The sequence below is a fragment of the Zoogloea oleivorans genome (genome assembly GCF_008107625.1).
Lineage (GTDB): Bacteria > Pseudomonadota > Gammaproteobacteria > Burkholderiales > Rhodocyclaceae > Zoogloea > Zoogloea oleivorans.
In genome coordinates this window covers 1-19,085 of record NZ_SDKK01000010.1, presented here as the reverse complement: position 1 = coordinate 19,085, position 19,085 = coordinate 1, and the positions used below count along the sequence as shown (strand labels likewise).

Sequence of the window (19,085 nt, the reverse complement as noted above, 5' to 3'; positions counted from 1 at the left end):
GTTGATGCGCTATCAAAAATTTTTTGATGGCACTGGCCGGCGTTCCAGGTCAAAAGCCGGCGAGTGGCCTGCCTGCCGCCCACACGAGTTGTCGGGTGACCAGGCAGAAATCGGCGAGGGTTGCCAGCGGGCCGCCGATTTCCGGTGCGGCGTAGCTCATCAGGCTGAGTCGTTCGATATGGCAGTGGATGGCTGGATGGCGGTCGAATCCATCGAGCCGGGACTGGACGTCGGCCGTGGGCCAGGCCCCGCCATACAACCCGACCGTCACGTGGGGCGTGTAGGGGCCGCCGGGTTCGGACGAGGCGCCGGTGAGGGCGCTGCGCAGCTTGCCGATGCCACCGTCCACGTCCCGCGCCGCCAGGAAGGGCGCCGAGCTGAAGCTGGCCAACTGGCCGATCTCCACCGTGAAGGGCGCCGGGGCCTGTGCCTGCAGGGCGGCCACCTGGGCGCAGAGGGCGGCAGGACCAAAGTCATCCGCATGTTGTGGCGAGTTGCTCGGAAAGCCGCACAGGGCCAGGGTGATGTGCGGCTGGCGGCGATAGTCGTCGAGGAGATAACCGTCCAGATGCCACGTGGCGCCGGCCACCGCCTCGCGTACCGGCGCCACGTCCACGTCCAGCGCCCACAGGGCGTAGCGCGGCCGGCCCCGGTGCCATTCGGGAAAGTCCCGGCGCACGTTCTGCAGGGTCTGCCCGGCAGTGGCGAAGGCGGCACGGGCGTGCTCGAAGACGGCGTCGGGAATGGAATGGGGGGCATGCAGCGTCATGTTGCTCCTGTCGGGACTCCTTCGGGTTGCTCAAGGTAGCGCATCGGGCAGGCAAGTCGCCACTGCCATGCCGATACGGCGCCCGTGTGTGCTTGACGCAGCCACTACAATGTCGGCTGTCACCACTTCCGAGCCAGTTACCGGTGTTGTTGCCGGCTGCTGGCCTGCACTAATGGATATTGTCCTCGTTGTTTTGCTCATCCTTCTCAATGGCGTGTTCGCCATGTCCGAGATGGCCGTTGTTTCTTCGCGCAAGTCCCGGCTTCAGAACCTGTCTGACGATGGCAGCCTGGGTGCCCAGGCAGCCCTGTCGCTGCATCAGGATCCATCCAGTTTCCTGTCCACCATCCAGGTTGGCATCACCTCGATCGGGATTCTGAGCGGTGCGATCGGTGAGGCTGCCGTGGCCGATCCACTGGCCAGCTGGCTGGCCGGCATTCCCTTGGTGGACACTCATGCCCGGACGATTGCGCTGACCATTACCGTCGTTGGCCTGACCTATTTTTCGGTCGTCATCGGCGAACTGGTGCCGAAGCGCCTGGCGCTGCTGGCGCCGGAGGGCATCGCTTCGCTGATCGCCCGGCCGATGATGGTGCTGGCCCGTGCCACCCATCCGCTGGTGGTCATTCTTTCCGGCTCCTGTTCGACCGTGCTGCGCCTGCTCGGCACGCGCAGCCGCGAAGAGCCGCCGGTGACCGACGACGAGATCAAGGTGCTGATGGAGCAGGGCGCCGAAGCCGGCGTCTTCCACGAGAGTGAACAGGAGATCGTTTCCAACGTGCTGCGTCTCGACGAGCAGCGCATCGCCGCCATCATGACGCCGCGCCGCGATATGTTCGTGCTCGACCTGGATGAGGACGAGGAGACCCTGTGGCAGCGCATCATCGAAACCGAGTATTCGCGCCTGGTGGTGTGCCGCGACGGGCTCGAGCACGTGCTCGGCATCCTGCAGACCGGTGACCTGCTCAAGAAGGTGCTGCCCGGCCACGGCGTCACGGTGGCCGATGTGGAGTCCCTGCTGCACCCGCCGCTATACATCCCCGAGTCGGTGAGCACCACCCAGTTGCTGGCCAATTTCCGCCGCGCCCGCATGCAGTTCGCGCTGGCCGTCGACGAATACGGCGAGGTGCAGGGCCTGGTGACCCTCACCGATGTCATGTCGGCGATCGTCGGAGAGCTTTCCGAGCCGGCCGCTCCCGAAGACCGCGACATGGTGCAGCGGGAGGACGGGTCGTGGCTGGTCGATGGCGACGTCGGTGTCGAGCGTCTCAAGTCGGTACTCGATATCGATGCCGACCTGCCGGGCGAGGAGGAGCACTCCTTCAATACCCTCGGTGGTTTCATCATGCATTCCCTCGGCCGCATCCCCGCGCCCGCCGATCACTTTGAAGTTTCGGGCTGGCGCTTCGAGGTCATGGACATGGATCGCAACCGGGTGGACAAGGTGCTGGTGTCGCTGCCCGTGGCGGGGAAGGCGTCCTGACGAGTCTGGTGCCGCCAGGTCGGCATTGATGTCTAATCCGGTACGGGTTCGGCCGCCAGTTTCTCGACCGCAAAAATCGCTCGTTGCAGAGCCGCGTCGTCGAGGCTGACAGGGCGCTTAATGAAGAGCCAGCTAGCGTTCTTGGGGTTTAGCACCCGCACCATTTCGTCGGTGATGCGGGCTGTGTTCTCCACATACCAACCGGGCAGGGCAAGTACAGCCAGGACCGGGAAGCTCTCACCGGTGGCAGCCTTCAAGTGGCGGGCCAGCCAGTCGGCCTGGCGGCGGGCCTGCTCCAGCGGTGCGGTTTCGCTCCACCCGGGAAAGTCGAGTTTCTTCCCGTCGTAGCGCACCTTGACCGCCTCGGCGCCCTTGCCTGCGGGGGGCTTTAGACGCGACTTGGTTTCTACTGCAAAGATCCCGCCGGGCGTGATCACCACATGGTCGATGTTGAAGGCCCCCGCTTGCACATCGTGGATGATGCGATTGCGGCCCGCCAGTGCTTCGCCAAGCTCCTGAGCTGCAGCTTGTTCGGCACGCACGCCTTCTTTCATTCTTTGCAGTGCTGGCATGTAGCGGACCATTCGCCAGGTGAGAATCGCAGAGGCGCCCAGGCCGATCAGCAGGTAGATTGTGTCTGTGTGCTGCCAGTTGAATCCGTTCTGTGGCAGATGGCGTCCTATGACGGTGATGCCGGTAATAAAGCCCGAGGCGAGAGCCCATATCATTAGCGTCATGACCTTTTCCCGTTCGGTGTCGCGCCTTTCCTGAAGGCTGTTGCCCGGCAGGCGGCGCAAATCCGTCGTGAGCGGGTCGCGACGAGGTTGCCGGTCCATCCACCAGCGATAGCCGAACACTGCCGGAACCATGATCAGCAGTGGTAACAGGGACAGGAGAAAAATCCAGACAGCAGTCATGCTGAACCCCGGTGGGCATTATTTTCCGCCCATAGCAGGGGGAGTCCGGTGTTGCAGCGGGAGTTGCTACAGCGGGTGATGGAGAGCTCAAATGGCATGGTCGGTTTCGTGCGAAGCGGGTCGGCCGGATAATGACAGAAATGTAGTCTTTCGAGCGGGTGCAGTGGCTCAGCCCATTCCCCGCGAAGCGCAGGAGGATCGGTTAGTTCGCAGCATGGCGCTGAGCTACTTGCTGGATATCCACAAGGTCATCTCGCTCAGCTACGCCTGGTAGCACCGTGCGTTCTGCGGCATAGTGTCGCAGTCGCCTGATTTTTAACAGGAATCAAGTGTTCTTGGTGTGCTCGCTTGGTACAGTCCGGCCCCCGCTTGCCGACTGACAAGGAACGCCATGATTCGCCCGCAGCTCACTCCAATCGCCCTCGCGCTGGGCCTTGCCCTGACGACTTCCGCGTTTGCCCAGCAAGCCGCCCGCCCGGCCGACAGCATTGCCCTGACCCTCGGCGAAGTGCTGGTGAGCAGTGCCGCCGGCGGGCCGCTGGAGGCGCGCCGGGTGCTCAGTTCGGTGGACATCCTGCCCACGGCGCGCATTGAGAGCCAGGTGGTGTCGAACAACTGGGAGCTCTTCGGCCAGGTGCCGGGGGTCATGCTGACCCAGTTCGGCCAGGGGACGACGTCGGGCAAGTTCTCGATGCGCGGCTTCAACGGGGAGGGCGAGATCAACGCGGTGAAGCTGCTGATCGATGGGGTGCCGGGCAACAGCAACGATGGCAACATGCCCTACATCGATCTCGCGCCGCGGCTCGACATCGAGTCCATCGAAGTGGTGCGCGGCACCAACGATCCGCGCTACGGCCTGCACAACATTGCCGGCAACGCCAACATCACCACCAAGAGCGGCGGCAACTACCTGCTTGGCCGCGTTACCGCCGGCAGCTTCCAGACACACGAGCTGCAGGCCGCCGCGGGCTTCGAGAAAGACGCGCTGTCGCAGAACTACGCCGTGGCCTACCAGAAGACCGATGGCTACCGGGATCATTCCAAAGCCGAGAATGCCAGCTTCTCGGGCAAGTGGTTCGTCACGCCGGACAAGGGCACTAGCCGCTTCGGCCTGATCGCCCGTCACTACACGGCCAGTGCCGAGGAGGCCGGTTACCTGACCGCCGCCCAGCGCACGGCCAACCCGGACCAGTCGCCGGTACACAACGCCAGCGACGAAGACCGCCGCCAGGTCAGCCAGTTTGCGCTGCAGGGCGAGTCGGAAATCGGCGAGCGACTCTTCTGGGCTGGACAGGTGTACCTCAACGACCTGGCCGACCGGCGCTTCGTGAAGTTCTCGGCCGGCGCGGCCCAGCAGGAGCGTATCGTCGCCGAGACCCACACGGGCGCGTCCACGACCCTGACCTGGCGTGGCGGCAAGACCGTCATCGGCGATGTGTCGGTGATGGGGGGCGTGGATGCCGAGCACCAGGAGAACCGCAGCCAGCGCTACACCACCCTTAATCAGGCGCGCCAGACCCGCACCCGCGACCAGGCCTTCGAGTTCAATACCGCCGGGGCCTTTGTGCAGGCGGTGATCAAGCCGATTGCCGGGCTGACCCTGACGCCGGCTTTCCGGGTGGACCGCATCGACGGGACCTACACCAACAAACTCAATGGCCAGAGCTACGACGCCAACGACTACGGCAACATCAAGCAGCCCAAGCTGAGCGCGGTGTATGTGCTGGCGGACGGTTACTCGGTGTACGGCAACTGGGGCCGCAGTTTCCAGGTGGGTGTGGGCACCGCGTCCTACAAAGTGAACCAGAGCGCCGACCTGTCGCCGTCGATCAATGAGGGTTGGGAGGCCGGTCTCAAGTTCCGTCCGCTCGCCTGGCTCGACGGGCGTGTGGCCGCATGGCGCCAGACCGCCTCCAACGAGGCTCGCCGCCGTCTCAACGACCCCGCCAACGACGCCGAGAACGTCGGCCAGACACGCCGCCAGGGCATCGACCTGCAGCTCAACGCCCAGCCCTCGCGCCAACTCGGGCTGTGGGTGGCCGCCGCGTTGCAGCGTTCGAAGATCCTGCAGGCCGATGCGGCCTCGCTGGCCACCACCGGCCGCGAAATCGATCACGTGCCGCACCTGCTCTACAACCTGGGCGCCGATTACCAGGCCAGCGACGCGCTGCGCGTGTCGGCATGGCTGAACGGGCAGGGCAGTTATTACCTGGAGCGCAGCAACACCACCGGCAAGTTCGGCGGCTATGCGCTGGCCAACGTGTCGGCAGCCTACAAGTTGACGCCCAAGGTGAGCGTGGAAGTGCAGGTGCGCAACCTGTTCGACCGCTACAGCGAATACGTGTGGTGGGACGGTGCCCAGTCCCTGCATGCGCCGGGTACGCCGCGCAGCGTGTACGGCACGCTCAGCGCCAAGTTCTGATGGCGGCTTCGCGCGCCCGGCGCCTGTGGCTGGACGTGCATCTGTACGTCGGGCTGGTGCTGGGCGGGCTGTTTGCGCTGCTCGGGCTGACCGGCAGCGTGCTGGTTTTTTACCTGGGCGTGGACGAGGCGCTCAACCCGGCGCTGCAGGTGAGTCGCCCGGTGATCGAGGCGCCGTCGCCGGACGCGGTGCTGAGCCGGGTCCAGGCCGTGTATCCCGAACACGACGGGCCGTGGCGCATCGAGATGCCGCTGGACGCCAACGACGCCTTGCGGGTGCGTTACTACAATCCGCCGGAAACAGCCGGACGCGGTTTTGCACCGCTCATGTTGAGCCTTGATCCGGACTCCCTGCAGGTGACCAGCGGGCGCCTGTGGGGCGACTACGCGGTGACCTGGCTCTATGATCTGCACTACACGTTGCTGCTGGGCTCCGCCGGCAAAACGGCGGTGGGCATTGCCGGGCTGGTGCTGCTGGTCTCGCTGTTCAGCGGGCTGTACCTGTGGTGGCCGAGCCGGGCGCGTCTGGGGGCGGCGCTGAAGCCGGTGCTGCGTCGCGGTGTCGTGCGCAAGACCTATGATCTGCATGTGTTGTCGGGTGTTTACGGCTTTGTCGTGCTGGCCGTGCTGGCGCTTACCGGCAGCGTGCTGGCCCTGCCGGACGAGGCCCGCAGTGTGGTGGACCGCTTCTCGCCCCTGCGCCCGTCCTTCCGGGCGCCGGCCGGTTTGCTGGAGGAGGGCGCCACGCCGATTCCGCTCGCCGAGGCGGTACGCATCGCCCAGGCCCGCTTCCCCGGCGCCGAGCTGCGCTGGATCGAAACCCCGGGCCGCGCCGGCAAGCCGATCTCGGTGCGCTTTCATCAGGCTGCCGAGCCAGGACGGCGTTTTCCACGCAGCCAGGTGTGGGTGCATCCGGCAAGCGGGGACATCCTCGCCGTGCGCGATCCGCTGGAGAACAGCGGTGGCGACACTTTCATGGACTGGATGCATCCTCTCCACAACGGCGAGGTTTTCGGCCTGGCCGGGCGCCTGCTGGCCTGCCTGGGCGGGCTGCTGCCGACGCTGGCCTTTGCGACCGGTTGGCTGCGCTGGCGGCACAAGGTGCGTGCCCGCAAGGCCAGCACACGTTCTCTTGCCCGGGCGCCATCCATAACCTAGTCTCATATCTCCGGGGGCTGATATCTTTCAGTTGTCCAAAGTCCTTCTGCATCTCTTTTGCCTACCCGTTCCGGGTGTGGAAGCTGTCCGTCTCCGCGTTGATTCGATCAATGACTGGTGCGCGCCATCGCAGCGCGCCCAAGAAGGAGGGCGAGGTCATGAGCACATATCGTTATCGGTCCCTGTCGTCGGATTTGCAGCACATCTACAGGGAAGCGCGGGCCAGTGAGGACGGGGAGCGCTGCATGGTGGCGCCATGCCCCGAACTGGCGGACAAGCTGAAGAAGGAGCTGACATCGATGCGCGGCAAGGCCAAGGATTTCATGGCCTCGTTCCAGCTTCGTGCATCGGAGCCGCGGCATGACGGTTTCAACGACGGCATGATTTTTCCGCCGGAGGATTATCCGCTGGGCGCCTCGCCGAGCATGATCCGCGGCGCGGCGGCCGAGCGGGCGCCGCTGCGGGGCGTGGTGCGGGTGATCGTGGTGCTGGTGGATTTTTCCGACAAGCCGATGATACAAACGCCTTCCCACTTCGAGCAGTTGTTCTTTTCGACCGGGGTGATCCCGACCAAGAGCGTGCGCGAGTATTTCACCGACGTGACGCGCGGGCTGGTGAACATCCAGGGCCAGGTGGTCGGGCCCTTCCGCATGCCGAAGACGCTGGCCCAGTACGCCCACGGCGCATCGGGCACCGGCGCGGCCCTGCCCAACGCCCGCACGATGGCGCGGGATGCGGTGCTGGCCTCCAACGCCAGCGTCAACTTCGGGCTCTATGACAACGACGGCAACGGCTATGTGGATGCTTTTATCGTCGTGCACGCGGGGGGCGGGGCCGAGGTGACGGGCAGCTCCGGAGACATCTGGTCGCACAAATGGACTGTCGACGGCGGTGCGATGAATGTGGACGGCACCAAGATCTACGCCTACCTGACGGTGCCGGAAGACTCGAAGATCGGTGTGTGCTGCCATGAACTGGGTCACCTGCTGTTCGGCTTCCCCGATCTGTACGACACCGACTACACCTCGGAAGGTATCGGTAACTGGTGTCTGATGGCGGGCGGCAGCTGGGGTGGCGGCGGTAATACGCCGGTGCATCCGTCGGCGTGGTGCAAGGCCAACCAGGGCTGGGCCAGCGTGACCAACGTGACTGCCAACGGGTCGAAGAACATCGCCGACGTGAAGGACTCGGGCAAGATTTATCGCCTGTGGAAGAACGGCGCGGCGAGCAGCGAATACTTCCTGGTCGAGAACCGCCAGAAGACCGGCTTCGATGCGTCGCTGCCGGCCGGCGGGCTGCTCATCTGGCACATCGACGACAGCGTGGCCGGCAACACCAACGAGTCCCACTACAAGGTGGCGCTGATGCAGGCCGACGGCAAGCGCGACATGGAGCTCGACCACAATCGCGGCGATGGCGGCGACCCGTACCCGGGCTCCGGCAACAACACCACTTTCAACAACACCTCGACCCCCAACTCCATGTCGTACTCGGGGGCCAATACCTGCGTGGCGGTAACGGGTATCGGCCCTTCCGGCCCGATGATCAGCGCCAACCTGCGGGTGAAGTGCACGGTGACCAAGCTGAGGAAGGAAGTCGCGACCGAAAAGCTGCTGGCTGCGGACAAGAGTGTGGCGAGTGAGAAGCTGGTCGAAAAGCGCATCGAGAAGCAGCCCGAAAAGCCGGTGACCGACAAATCGGTGGGGCTCGACAAGGGTTTCACCGAGAAATTGGTCGAGAACAAGCTGGCCGACCGTCCGGGCATCGGTACCGGTCTGCGGGTGGCCCAGATCAACTCCCTGGAGGCGCGCATCGCCAATATCGAGGCGCTGTTGATGGGCGGACAGGTGGCGGAGCCCTTTATCTCCCGGGATTTGCGTCCAGACCTGTCGGACAGCGCCTACGCCGAGGAGGACAGCGAGGTCGACCCCGACTCCAGCGTCGGCAAGCGCCTGCTGGACCGGCCCCAGGGCTAGCGGGCTGCGGGGGGAGTGAGAGGGTGACTGAGCGTGTGGTGCTGATTCTCGCCGAGCCCGACGACGTATCGAGTGAGTTCGTCGGGCGCCAGTTGCGCCAGCGTGGCTGCCGGGTGCTGCGCGTCTCGGTGGCCGATCTGGCCCGTGCCCGCTGGCAGCATTCGCCGGAGGGGGAAGGCGCCACGACGCTTGTTTTTGCCGATGGGCGCCAAGTCCACGACGCCAGCATCGGGGTGGTGTTGAACCGCCTCGCGTCGCTGGCGTTGCCGGCCTTTGCTCATGCCAGTCCTGCCGACCGCGATTACGCCGGCGCCGAGTTTGCCGCCCTGCTGAGCAGCTGGCTCCACCGCCTTCAGGTGCCGGTGGCCAATTGGGTGTCGGGTGACAATCCTTATGCTGCCGCCCGGCATCCTCTCGGCTGGCATGTGCTGGCGGCCGGACAGGGGATCGAGGTGGCGGATTTTGTGGTTGCCTCGTCCCTGCGTGGCGGTGCGGGCACCGGCCTGTGGCGGGTGGGCGGGAGTGCCTATCCGCGGGGCAGCGATGTGGCGGGCTGGTATCGGGGAGGCGAAGCCGCCGGGCTGGCTCTGCAGTGGATTCATGTGTTCGGGGATGCCTGCTGCGGGCTGGACGAGGAGAAGGTGCTCGCTGCTCGGTGTGTGGCTTTCGTGCGCCGTCTTGGCCTTGCTTGTGCAGCGTTGGGTTTTGTGGCGACGGCGGTCGGGCCGTGCCTCGTCGAGCTTGAGCCCCGCCCGCCGCTGGAGGACGACAAGGTGGCCGGCTGTTGTGCGGACTGGCTGCAGCGCGCGCTGGCGGTGGCGTCATGAAGGGCCCGGTGCTGATCTGCGGTATCGCCAGCGAGTCACCGCTGGCCATGGCCATCGAGGCGGCCGAGCGCCTCGGGGTGGCGCATCGGGTTATCGACCAGCGCCAGCTCGCCGGGCAGGACATTGAGGCGGGCGTGCGCGGTGGGCAGCTTTTTGCCCGCTGGTGGAACGGCGCCGAGTCGGTGGACCTGACGCGCTGCGGTGGCGCCTACACGCGCGTGGTGCCGGCCGGCATGCTGCGCAATCGGCCCACCGACGGGCGCGAGGTGCTGCACGATCATTACTTTGTCGATGCCCTCAATGCCTGGCTCGAGGTGGCGCCGCTGCGCGTAGCCAACCGGCTGGCGGCGGGCATGTCGAATGCGTCCAAGCCCTGGCAGGCGCAGTTGATCCGTGCGGCCGGGTTTGCCACGCCGGTTTCGCTGCTGACCAATGATCCGGATGCGGTGCGGGCCTTTCGGCGTCGGCATGGCCGCGTGGTGTTCAAGTCGGCCAGCGGTGTGCGTTCCATCGTGACGCCGCTGGAAGGGGCGCTCGACGCGCAACTGGACCGCGTGCGGGCGCTGCCGACCCTCTTCCAGGCTTATGTGCCGGGGGTGAATTACCGGGTGCATGTGATAGGCGAGCAGGTTTTCTGCACGCGGATCGATTCGGATGCCACTGATTACCGCTACGCCGGACGGGAGGGCCAGGCCTCGGCGATGGTGGCCGACCGCCTGCCACCCGATCTGGCCCGCCGCTGCGTGGCCCTCACCGCCAGCCTCGGGCTGGAGATGGGCGGCATCGACCTGAAGCGCACGCCGGAGGGCGAATACGTGTGCTTCGAAGTGAATCCCTCGCCAGCGTATAGTTGTTTCGACCGCGAGTCGGCCGAGGCCGTGGCCGAGGCGCTGGTGATCCATCTATCCGGAGGAGCACGCCGTGGAAATCGTCGACAACGCCACCCGCTTGAAAGCGCGCCTGCTTGAGCAAGGGGCCGACCCGACGCGGCCGGGCTGGCTGCGCGTGAGTCTGGCGGTGAGCGAAGCCGGCCCCTGCGGCGTGCTGCCCAGCCTGATCCACGCGGCGGCCGGTGAAGCGCTGACGGTGCTGGTGGGACCCGAAGACCGGCCGCGCGTCGAAGCCCTGACGGCGGGGGCGAGCCTCGTCCTGCAACTACGCCTGCGGGCGCCGGGCGTGCATACGGTGGTCCCCGGCAGCGTGAGCGCAGAGTAAAGGCCGGAGTCTTGTGGGTCGGACTTCAGTCCGACTCGGCTGGCTGAACGCGCGTTGTCGGACTGAAGTCCGACCCACGGGGAACCTGCTGCGCCTTTGTCCTGTCTTTACGCAGTCTTACAAAGGCTTCGTGTAGCATACCCAGCGCCTTTTCCCTGGCCCCTCCCGGGCCGGGTGCGTCCCGGAAAATCTTTTCATGTCCAGCCCGTCTGCGTCTGCGCCGTCCTCCTCCCTTTCCCCCAAAAAACGTCGTCTGTGGCCCTGGCTGTTGAGCGTCGCCGTGATCGGCGGCGGTGCCTGGTACGCCACTCACCGCCCGACGCAGGATGCCGGGCCTGAGGGCAAGCAGGCCAATGGAGCGCGCGGCGGCCCCAACGGACGGGGCGACCGGCCCACGCCGGTGACACTCGCCGAGATCAAGCCCGGCGACATCCGCGTCACGCTGCCGGCCCTTGGCAACGTGGTGCCGCGTAACCAGGTGACGGTGCGCTCGCGGGTCGATGGCCAGTTGCTGGCGCTTAAATTCACCGAAGGCCAGCCGGTCAAGGCCGGCGAACTCCTCGCCCAGATCGACCCGGAGCCCTTCAAGGCCACCCTCGAACAGGCCCGCGGCCAATTGGCGCGGGACGCGGCGCTGCTCAAAAACGCGAAGATCGACCTCGACCGCTACAAGGGCCTGCTGGCCCAGGACTCCATCGCCAGACAGCAGGTGGATACCCAGGAAGCGCTGGTGCGCCAGTACCAGGGCACGGTGCAGGCCGACGAAGGCACGGTGAAAAGCGCCGAGCTGCAGCTTTCCTACACAAAGATCACCGCCCCCATTGCTGGCCGCGCCGGCCTGCGCACCGTTGATCCGGGCAACATGATCAAGGCTTCCGATACCGCCGGGCTGGTCACCATCGCCCAGGTGAGCCCGATCACCGCGGTGTTCTCGGTGCCCGAAGATCGCCTGCCGGCGGTCATGCAGCGGGTGCGCGACGGCAAGGGCCTGAAGGTGGAGGCGTGGGACCGGGAGATGAAGGTGCGGTTGGCCACCGGTGATCTGCTTGCCGTGGATAGCCAGATCGACACCACCACCGGCACCGTCAAGCTGAAGGCGGTCTTCGCCAACAAGGACGGCAGCCTCTTTCCGAACCAGTTCGTCAACGTGCGCATGCTGCTCGATACGCTGACTGGCGTGGTCACCGTGCCGACGGCTGCCGTGCAGCAGGGTGCCAAGGGCAGCTATGTGTATCGCCTTGGCGCCGACAGCAAGGTGGCGGCGGTGCCGGTCAAGCTCGGCGCGGTCGATGCGGGCATGGCGGCCGTGGATGAAGGCCTCGCCGCCGGCGACAAGGTGGTGGTGGACGGCCTCGACAAGCTCAAGGACGGCGCCCAGGTGGAGGCCATCGACCCGAAAGCCGTGACCGCCCCGGGGCGCGAGAAGAAGCGCGGCAACGGCAGTGGCCGGCCGGGGCATTGAGCGTGATGCTGCGGACAAGCGTTTTTGCATCTCCGTGGGTCGGAATTTATTCCGACAGCGCGCGCTCAGCCAGGGGATGTCGGATTGAAGTCCGACCCACGGGGAGGCTGCGTCGCTTGCTTTTGTGGGTCGGACTTCAGTCCGACAGCACGGGTTCAGCAACAGGATGCCCGGCATGAATCCCTCCCGCCTGTTCATCCTGCGGCCGGTGGCCACCTCGCTGCTGATGCTTGCCATCATGTTGGTCGGCATCGTGGCCTACCGGCTCTTGCCCATCTCGGCGCTGCCCGAGGTCGATTACCCGACCATCCAGATCAAGACGCTGTACCCCGGTGCCAGCCCGGACGTGATGACCTCGGCCATCACCGCGCCGCTGGAGCGTCAGTTCGGCCAGATGCCGGGGCTCGACGAAATGTCCTCCAGCAGCTCCGGTGGCGCTTCGGTGATCACCCTGCGCTTCACACTGGCGATGAGCCTCGACGTGGCCGAGCAGCAGGTGCAGGCGGCCATCAACGCCGCGTCCAACCTGCTGCCGCAGGATCTGCCGGCACCGCCCACCTACAGCAAGGTGAACCCGGCGGATGCGCCGATCATGACCATCGCGGTCAGCTCGCCCAGCCTGCCGATCACGCGCATCCACGACCTGGTGGAAAGCCGCCTGGCCCAGAAAATCTCCCAGGTGCCCGGCGTGGGCCTGGTGAGCATTGCCGGCGGACGCCGCCCGGCGGTGCGCGTGCAGGTCAATCCGACTGCCGCCGCAGCCTACGGGCTGGGCCTGGAAGACATTCGCACCGCCGTCGCCAACGCCAACGTGACCCAGGCCAAGGGCAGCTTCGATGGCCCCCAGCGCGCCTCGACCATCGACGCCAACGACCAGCTGCGCTCCGCCGACGAATACCGCAGCCTGATCATCGCCTATAAAAACGGCAACCCGGTGCGCCTCGACGACGTGGCCGACCTGAAGGACGACGCCGAGAACCTGCGCCTGGCCGCCTGGGCCAACCAGACTTCGGCAGTGATCATCAACGTGCAGCGCCAGCCCGGCGCCAACGTCATCGAGGTGGCCGACCGGGTTGCCGCGCTGCTCCCGCAGATGACCGCCAGCCTGCCCGCGTCGCTGGATGTGGCCGTGCTGAGCGATCGCACCACCACCATCCGTGCCTCGGTGCACGACGTGCAGATCGAACTGCTGCTGGCGGTGGCGCTGGTGGTGATGGTGATCTTCCTGTTCCTGCGCAGCGTGCCGGCCACCATCATTCCCAGCGTGGCAGTGCCCCTGTCGCTGGTGGGCACCTTCGGGGTGATGTACCTGGCCGGTTTCAGCCTCAACAACCTCACGCTGATGGCGTTGACCGTGTCCACCGGCTTTGTTGTCGACGACGCCATCGTGATGATCGAGAACATCTCGCGCTACGTGGAGGAGGGCGAGACGCCCATGCAGGCTGCGCTGAAGGGCGCCAAGCAGATCGGCTTCACCATCATCTCGCTCACCGTCTCGCTGATCGCCGTGCTGATTCCGCTGCTCTTCATGGGCGACGTGGTCGGGCGCCTGTTCCGCGAGTTCGCCATCACGCTGGCCATCGCCATCCTGATCTCCGCGGTGGTGTCGCTCACGCTGACGCCGATGATGTGCGCACGACTTCTCAAGCACGTGCCCGAGTCCGAGCAGAGTCGTTTCTACCGCGTCACCGGCGAGTTCCTCGACCGGGTCATCGCCCGCTACGCGCGCATGCTCGAATGGGTGCTCGACCGCCAGGGCCTGACCCTGCTGGTGGCCGTCGGCACGCTGGTCGTCACCGCGCTGCTCTACGTGGTGGTGCCCAAGGGCTTCTTCCCGCTGCAGGATACCGGCGCCATCCAGGGCATCACCGAGGCGGCCCAGTCGATCTCCTTTCCGGCCATGGCCGAGCGCCAGCAGGCGGCGGCCGAGGTGGTGTTGAAAGACCCGGCCGTGGCCAGCCTGTCGTCCTTCATCGGCGTCGATGGCAGCAATGCCACCCTCAACAGCGGGCGCATGTTGATCAGCCTCAAGCCGCTGGCCGAGCGCGACGCCAGCGCCGCCGAGGTGATCCGCCGCCTCGGCCCCGAGTTGCAGAAAGTGGCCGGCATCACCCTCTACATGCAGCCGGTGCAGGACTTGTCGATTGAAGACCGGGTCAGCCGCACCCAGTACCAGTTTTCGCTGCAATCGCCGGATTCGGCCGCGCTGGGCGAGTGGGTGCCGAAGCTGATTGAACGCCTGCAAGCCCTGCCGCAACTGGCCGACGTGGCCAGCGACCTGCAGGACAAGGGCCTGCAGGCGTGGGTCGAGATCGACCGCAGCGCCGCCAGCCGCCTCGGGGTGAGCACCGCAGCCATCGACAATGCCCTCTACAACGCCTACGGCCAGCGCCTGATTTCGACCATCTTTACCCAGGCCACCCAGTACCGCGTGGTGCTGGAAGTGAAGCCGGAGTTCCGCAGCAGTCCGGCCGCCATCGCCAACCTGTACGTGCCCGGCACCGGCGGGGCGCAGGTGCCGCTGTCGGCCGTGGCCAAGGTGGTGGAGCGGCCGACCATGCTGGCCATCAACCATGTGGGGCAATTCCCGGCGGTCACGGTGTCCTTCAATCTGGCGCAGGGGGCGGCGCTGGGCGATGCGGTGGAAGCGATCCGCGCTGCCGAGGCCGACCTGGGCCTGCCGGCGAGCATCGAAACCAGCTTCCAGGGCGCCGCGCTGGCCTTTCAGGCTTCGCTGTCGAGCACCCTGCTGCTGATCCTCGCCGCGGTGGTCACCATGTACATCGTGCTGGGCGTGCTCTACGAGAGCTACATCCACCCGGTCACCATCCTGTCCACGCTGCCCTCGGCCGGCGTCGGCGCGCTGCTGGCCTTGCTGCTGGCGCGCAGCGAGCTGGGCATCGTCGGCATCATCGGCATCGTGCTCCTGATCGGCATCGTCAAGAAGAACGCCATCATGATGATCGACTTCGCCCTCGACGCCGAACGCAACGAGGGGCTGGCCCCGCGGGAGGCGATCTTCCAGGCCTGCCTGCTGCGCTTCCGGCCGATTCTGATGACGACCCTGGCCGCGCTGCTCGGCGCGCTGCCGCTGATGCTCGGCACCGGTGTGGGTTCGGAACTGCGCCATCCGCTGGGCATCACGATGGTCGGCGGCCTGCTGGTCAGCCAGGTGCTGACGCTGTTCACCACCCCGGTGATCTACCTCGCCTTCGACCGCCTGGCCCGGCGCTGGAAAGGCGTGACCGCATGAAGCCGCCGAATCTGTGGGTCGGACTTCAGTCCGACAACGCACGTTCAGCCTGGGGATGTCGGACTGAAGTCCGACCCACGGGGAGCGTGCGCGGTTTGCCTTTGTGGGTCGGAATTTATTCCGACAACGCACGTTCAGCCTGGGGATGTCGGACTGAAGTCCGACCCACGGGGAGCGTGCGCGGTTTGCCTTTGTGGGTCGGAATTTATTCCGACAACGTGCGTTCAGCCTGGGGATGTCGGACTGAAGTCCGACCCACAGGGGGCCTGCGCGGTTTGCTTTTGTGGGTCGGACTTCAGTCCGACAGCACGCGTTCAGCCAGCCGGGTGGGACTGAAGTCCGACCCGCGGGGAGGCGTGGCGTGAACCTTTCGCGCCTGTTCATCTTTCGCCCGGTTGCCACCACGCTGTTGACGCTGGCCGTGTTGCTGGCCGGGATGATTGCCTTTCGCCTGTTGCCGGTGTCGCCGCTGCCGCAGGTGGATTACCCGACCATCTCGATCTCGGCCAACCTGCCCGGGGCCAGCCCGGAGACCATGGCCGCCACGGTAGCCGGGCCGCTGGAGCGCATTCTCGGGCAGATTGCCGGGGTGTCGGAGATGACCTCCTACAGCACCCTCGGCTCCACCCGCGTGACCCTGCAGTTCGAGCTGTCCCGCGACATCGACGGCGCCGCCCGCGACGTGCAGGCGGCCATCAACGCGGCCCGCGGGCAACTGCCCACCAGCCTGCCGAGCAACCCCACCTATCGCAAGGTGAACCCGGCCGAAACGCCGATCATTATCCTGGCGCTCACCTCCGACACCCTCTCGCAAGGGCAGCTCTACGACGCCGCCTCCACGGTGCTCGCCCAGCGCCTGTCGCAGGTGGAAGGCGTGGGGCAGGTGTCGATTGGCGGCAGTTCGCTGCCGGCGGTACGGGTCGAGCTCGACCCCAATCGTCTCGCCGCCAACAAGCTCAACATGGACGACGTGCGCACCGCCATCGTCGGCACCAACGCCAACCGCCCCAAGGGCGTGGTCGAAGACGGCGAGCGTGCCTGGCAGGTGGGCGCCAACGACCAGGCGCGTACCGCCGAAGACTACAAACCGCTGATCGTCGCCTGGAAGAGCGGGGCGGCGGTGCGCCTGTCCGACGTGGCGCGGGTGCGCGACGGCGTGCAGGACGACCGCAACTACGGCTATGCCAACGGCCGCGCAGCCGTGCTGCTGATGGTCAATCGCCAGCCCGGCGCCAACATCATCGAAACCGTGGACCGGGTCACCGGCCTGTTGCCGCACCTGCGCGCCAGCATCGCCACTGCCATCGACCTGACCGTGGTGATGGACCGCACGCCGACCATCCGCGGCTCGCTGAAGGAGGTCGAGCGCACGCTGGTGATTTCGGTGGCGCTGGTGGTGATGGTGGTCTTCCTGTTCCTGCGCAACTGGCGGGCCACGGTGATTCCCAGCGTGGTGGTGCCGGTGTCACTGGTGGGCACCTTCTCGGTGATGTACCTGGCCGGCTACAGTCTCGACAACCTGTCCCTGATGGCCCTCACCATCGCCACCGGCTTCGTGGTGGACGACGCCATCGTGGTGCTGGAGAACATCTCGCGCCATGTGGACGAGGGCATGCCGCCCCGTCAGGCGGCCCTGCGCGGGGCGCGGGAAATCGGTTTTACGGTGATCTCCATGAGCCTGTCGCTGATCGCTGTGTTCATCCCCATCCTGGCCATGGGCGGCATTGTCGGACGGTTGTTTCGCGAGTTCGCGGTGACCCTGTCGGCGGCGATCCTGGTGTCGATGGTGGTGTCGCTCACCGCTACGCCGATGATGTGCGCCAAGCTGCTGCGCCCGCGTCCGCCCGAGAGCGAACGGGGCCGCATCGACCTGGCCATCGGCCGCGCACTGGAGCGCTTGCTGGGCGGCTACCGCAAGAGTCTTGGCTGGGCGCTGCTGCACCCCTGGCTGGTGCTGGCGGTGCTGCTGGCCACCATCGGTTCCAACGTCTATCTGTACAACACCATACCGAAGGGCTTCTTTCCGCAGCAGGACACCGGGCGCCTGCGCGGCTTTGTCGAGGCCGACCAGGCGATCTCCTTCCAGGCCATGAAGGGCAAGATGGACATCTTTCTGGCCATCGTCGGCGCCGACCCGTCGGTGGCCAACGTGGTGGGCTTTACCGGCGGCTCGCAGCGCAACTACGGGTCCATGTTCATCACCCTCAAGCCCATCGGCGAGCGCAAGGAATCGGCGGATGCCATCGTCGGCCGGCTGAGAAAGAAGCTCTCGCATGTGGCCGGGGCGAACCTGTACCTCAGTCCGGTGCAGGACATCCGCATCGGCGGGCGCTCCAGCAATTCCAGCAACCAGTTCACCCTGCAGTCCGACAGCCTGGACGAACTGCGCCTGTGGGAGCCGCGCATCCGCAACGCCATGAGTCGCCTCGACGAGATTACCGACGTGAGCACCGATCAGCAGGACAAGGGCCCGCAAACCACGCTGGTGATCGACCGGGACGCGGTGGCCCGCTATGGCCTGACCATGCGCTCGGTAACCACGGCGCTGAACAACGCCTACGGCCAGCGCCAGGTGTCCACCATTTACAACCCGCTCAACCAGTACCGGGTGGTGATGGAGGCCGCGCCGGGCTACCTGCAGGGGCCGGAGTCGCTGTCGCAACTCACGCTGGTCACCCCCGCCGGCGGGCTGGTGCCCCTGTCGGCGCTGGCCCGCTTCGAGTCCACGCTGGCACCCCTGTCGGTCGCCCACCAGGGGGGCACGGCGGCATCGACGATCAGCTTCGCGCTGCCGGAAGGGCGCAGCATTGGCGAGGCAACCAAGGCTATTCAGGACGCGCTGGCCAAAATTGGGGTGCCGGTGGGCGTCCGTACCAGCTTCGAGGGCTCGGCCGGGGCTTTCCAGAAGTCCATGAGCAGCCAGCCGATCCTCATCCTCGCCGCCATCCTCACCATCTACATCGTGCTCGGCATGCTCTACGAGAGTCTGATCCACCCCATCACCATCCTGTCCACGCTACCCTCGGCCGGCGTCGGCGCGCTGCTGGCCTTGCTGGCGGTGGATACGGAGTTCAGCCTGATTGCGATGATCGGCGTGATCCTCCTGATCGGCATCGTCAAGAAGAACGCCATCATGATGATCGACGTGGCCATCGAGCGCATGCGCCACCTGGGCGAGAACGCCCGCGACGCCATCCACCACGCCTGCCTGCTGCGCTTCCGGCCGATTCTGATGACCACGCTGGCGGCGCTTTTCGGCGCGATTCCGCTGGCCATCGGCAGCGGCGACGGCGCCGAACTGCGCCAGCCGCTGGGCATCGCCATCGTCGGCGGCCTCATCCTCAGCCAGATTCTGACGCTGTACACCACCCCGGTGGTGTTCGTGATGCTCGACCGCTTCCGGCGCGAGAGCCGCACCCGATGACGCCCTGTGGGTCGGAATTTATTCCGACAACACGCGTTCAGTCGGGGAATGTCGGACTGAAGTCCGACCCACAGAAGCAGCCTACCGATTGCCCGTGTTCACAATGAAGACCACCGCCTCCACGCTCCTGCTGCCCCTGTTGCTCGCCGCCTGCACCATCGGCCCCGACTACGCCCGCCC

At 66.1% G+C, this 19,085-nt stretch carries 12 protein-coding genes; 10 read left to right on the top strand and 2 right to left on the bottom strand.

What is annotated here, in order from left to right:
- Positions 1 to 49: 49 nt before the first annotated feature.
- The gene (locus ETQ85_RS11710; protein ID WP_148579252.1) at positions 50 to 769 is read right to left on the bottom strand and encodes a 2'-5' RNA ligase family protein; all 720 of its coding nucleotides are present in this window, start codon (positions 767 to 769) and stop codon (positions 50 to 52) included.
- A gap of 172 nt (positions 770 to 941) precedes the next feature.
- Between ETQ85_RS11710 and ETQ85_RS11705 the strand changes: the two genes are divergently transcribed.
- Positions 942 to 2,252, top strand: coding sequence for a hemolysin family protein (locus ETQ85_RS11705; protein WP_148579251.1), 1,311 nt, complete (start codon positions 942 to 944; stop codon positions 2,250 to 2,252).
- Between the two features lie 32 nt (positions 2,253 to 2,284).
- Here ETQ85_RS11705 and ETQ85_RS11700 read toward each other — a convergent pair whose 3' ends face one another.
- Complete coding sequence (locus tag ETQ85_RS11700) at positions 2,285 to 3,169, bottom strand: nuclease-related domain-containing protein (RefSeq protein WP_148579250.1); 885 nt, start codon at positions 3,167 to 3,169, stop codon at positions 2,285 to 2,287.
- Between the two features lie 391 nt (positions 3,170 to 3,560).
- On the opposite strand from ETQ85_RS11700, the gene ETQ85_RS11695 reads away from it, so the two are divergent.
- From ETQ85_RS11695 to ETQ85_RS11655, 9 genes are all read left to right on the top strand, one after another.
- Positions 3,561 to 5,591, top strand: coding sequence for a TonB-dependent receptor (locus ETQ85_RS11695; RefSeq protein ID WP_148579249.1), 2,031 nt, complete (start codon positions 3,561 to 3,563; stop codon positions 5,589 to 5,591).
- Positions 5,591 to 6,748: a PepSY-associated TM helix domain-containing protein gene (locus ETQ85_RS11690; protein ID WP_148579248.1), complete on the top strand. Its 1,158-nt coding sequence runs from the start codon at positions 5,591 to 5,593 to the stop codon at positions 6,746 to 6,748. The genes ETQ85_RS11695 and ETQ85_RS11690 overlap by 1 nt, the downstream gene beginning before the upstream one ends.
- 158 nt (positions 6,749 to 6,906) lie before the next feature.
- A complete protein-coding gene (locus tag ETQ85_RS11685) occupies positions 6,907 to 8,724 on the top strand; it encodes a M6 family metalloprotease domain-containing protein (RefSeq protein WP_222862142.1) in 1,818 nt (605 codons plus the stop codon).
- 23 nt (positions 8,725 to 8,747) lie between these two features.
- Complete coding sequence (locus tag ETQ85_RS11680; protein WP_148579247.1) at positions 8,748 to 9,551, top strand: hypothetical protein; 804 nt, start codon at positions 8,748 to 8,750, stop codon at positions 9,549 to 9,551.
- Complete coding sequence (locus ETQ85_RS11675; RefSeq protein ID WP_148579246.1) at positions 9,548 to 10,519, top strand: MvdC/MvdD family ATP grasp protein; 972 nt, start codon at positions 9,548 to 9,550, stop codon at positions 10,517 to 10,519. The genes ETQ85_RS11680 and ETQ85_RS11675 overlap by 4 nt, the downstream gene beginning before the upstream one ends.
- A complete protein-coding gene (locus ETQ85_RS11670; RefSeq protein ID WP_148579245.1) occupies positions 10,473 to 10,766 on the top strand; it encodes a hypothetical protein in 294 nt (97 codons plus the stop codon). Before ETQ85_RS11675 ends, ETQ85_RS11670 begins: the two co-directional genes overlap by 47 nt.
- Positions 10,767 to 10,962: 196 nt before the next feature.
- A complete protein-coding gene (locus ETQ85_RS11665; RefSeq protein WP_148579244.1) occupies positions 10,963 to 12,228 on the top strand; it encodes an MdtA/MuxA family multidrug efflux RND transporter periplasmic adaptor subunit in 1,266 nt (421 codons plus the stop codon).
- Between the two features lie 175 nt (positions 12,229 to 12,403).
- Positions 12,404 to 15,481 carry an MdtB/MuxB family multidrug efflux RND transporter permease subunit gene (locus tag ETQ85_RS11660; RefSeq protein WP_148579243.1) on the top strand — a complete coding sequence of 1,026 codons (3,078 nt, stop codon included), beginning with the start codon at positions 12,404 to 12,406 and terminating at the stop codon, positions 15,479 to 15,481.
- Positions 15,482 to 15,842: 361 nt separating this feature from the next.
- Positions 15,843 to 18,905, top strand: a complete 3,063-nt coding sequence (locus ETQ85_RS11655) for a multidrug efflux RND transporter permease subunit (RefSeq protein WP_148579242.1) — start codon at positions 15,843 to 15,845, stop codon at positions 18,903 to 18,905.
- Positions 18,906 to 19,085: the final 180 nt, after the last annotated feature.

Bases quoted from the DNA above. Each gene is read 5' to 3' on its own strand.
- ETQ85_RS11710 (WP_148579252.1), bottom strand. From the start codon at position 769: ATGACGCTGCATGCCCCCCATTCCATTCCCGACGCCGTCTTCGAGCAC.
- ETQ85_RS11705 (WP_148579251.1), top strand. From the start codon at position 942: ATGGATATTGTCCTCGTTGTTTTGCTCATCCTTCTCAATGGCGTGTTC.
- ETQ85_RS11700 (WP_148579250.1), bottom strand. From the start codon at position 3,169: ATGACTGCTGTCTGGATTTTTCTCCTGTCCCTGTTACCACTGCTGATC.
- ETQ85_RS11695 (WP_148579249.1), top strand. From the start codon at position 3,561: ATGATTCGCCCGCAGCTCACTCCAATCGCCCTCGCGCTGGGCCTTGCC.
- ETQ85_RS11690 (WP_148579248.1), top strand. From the start codon at position 5,591: ATGGCGGCTTCGCGCGCCCGGCGCCTGTGGCTGGACGTGCATCTGTAC.
- ETQ85_RS11685 (WP_222862142.1), top strand. From the start codon at position 6,907: ATGAGCACATATCGTTATCGGTCCCTGTCGTCGGATTTGCAGCACATC.
- ETQ85_RS11675 (WP_148579246.1), top strand. From the start codon at position 9,548: ATGAAGGGCCCGGTGCTGATCTGCGGTATCGCCAGCGAGTCACCGCTG.
- ETQ85_RS11665 (WP_148579244.1), top strand. From the start codon at position 10,963: ATGTCCAGCCCGTCTGCGTCTGCGCCGTCCTCCTCCCTTTCCCCCAAA.
- ETQ85_RS11660 (WP_148579243.1), top strand. From the start codon at position 12,404: ATGAATCCCTCCCGCCTGTTCATCCTGCGGCCGGTGGCCACCTCGCTG.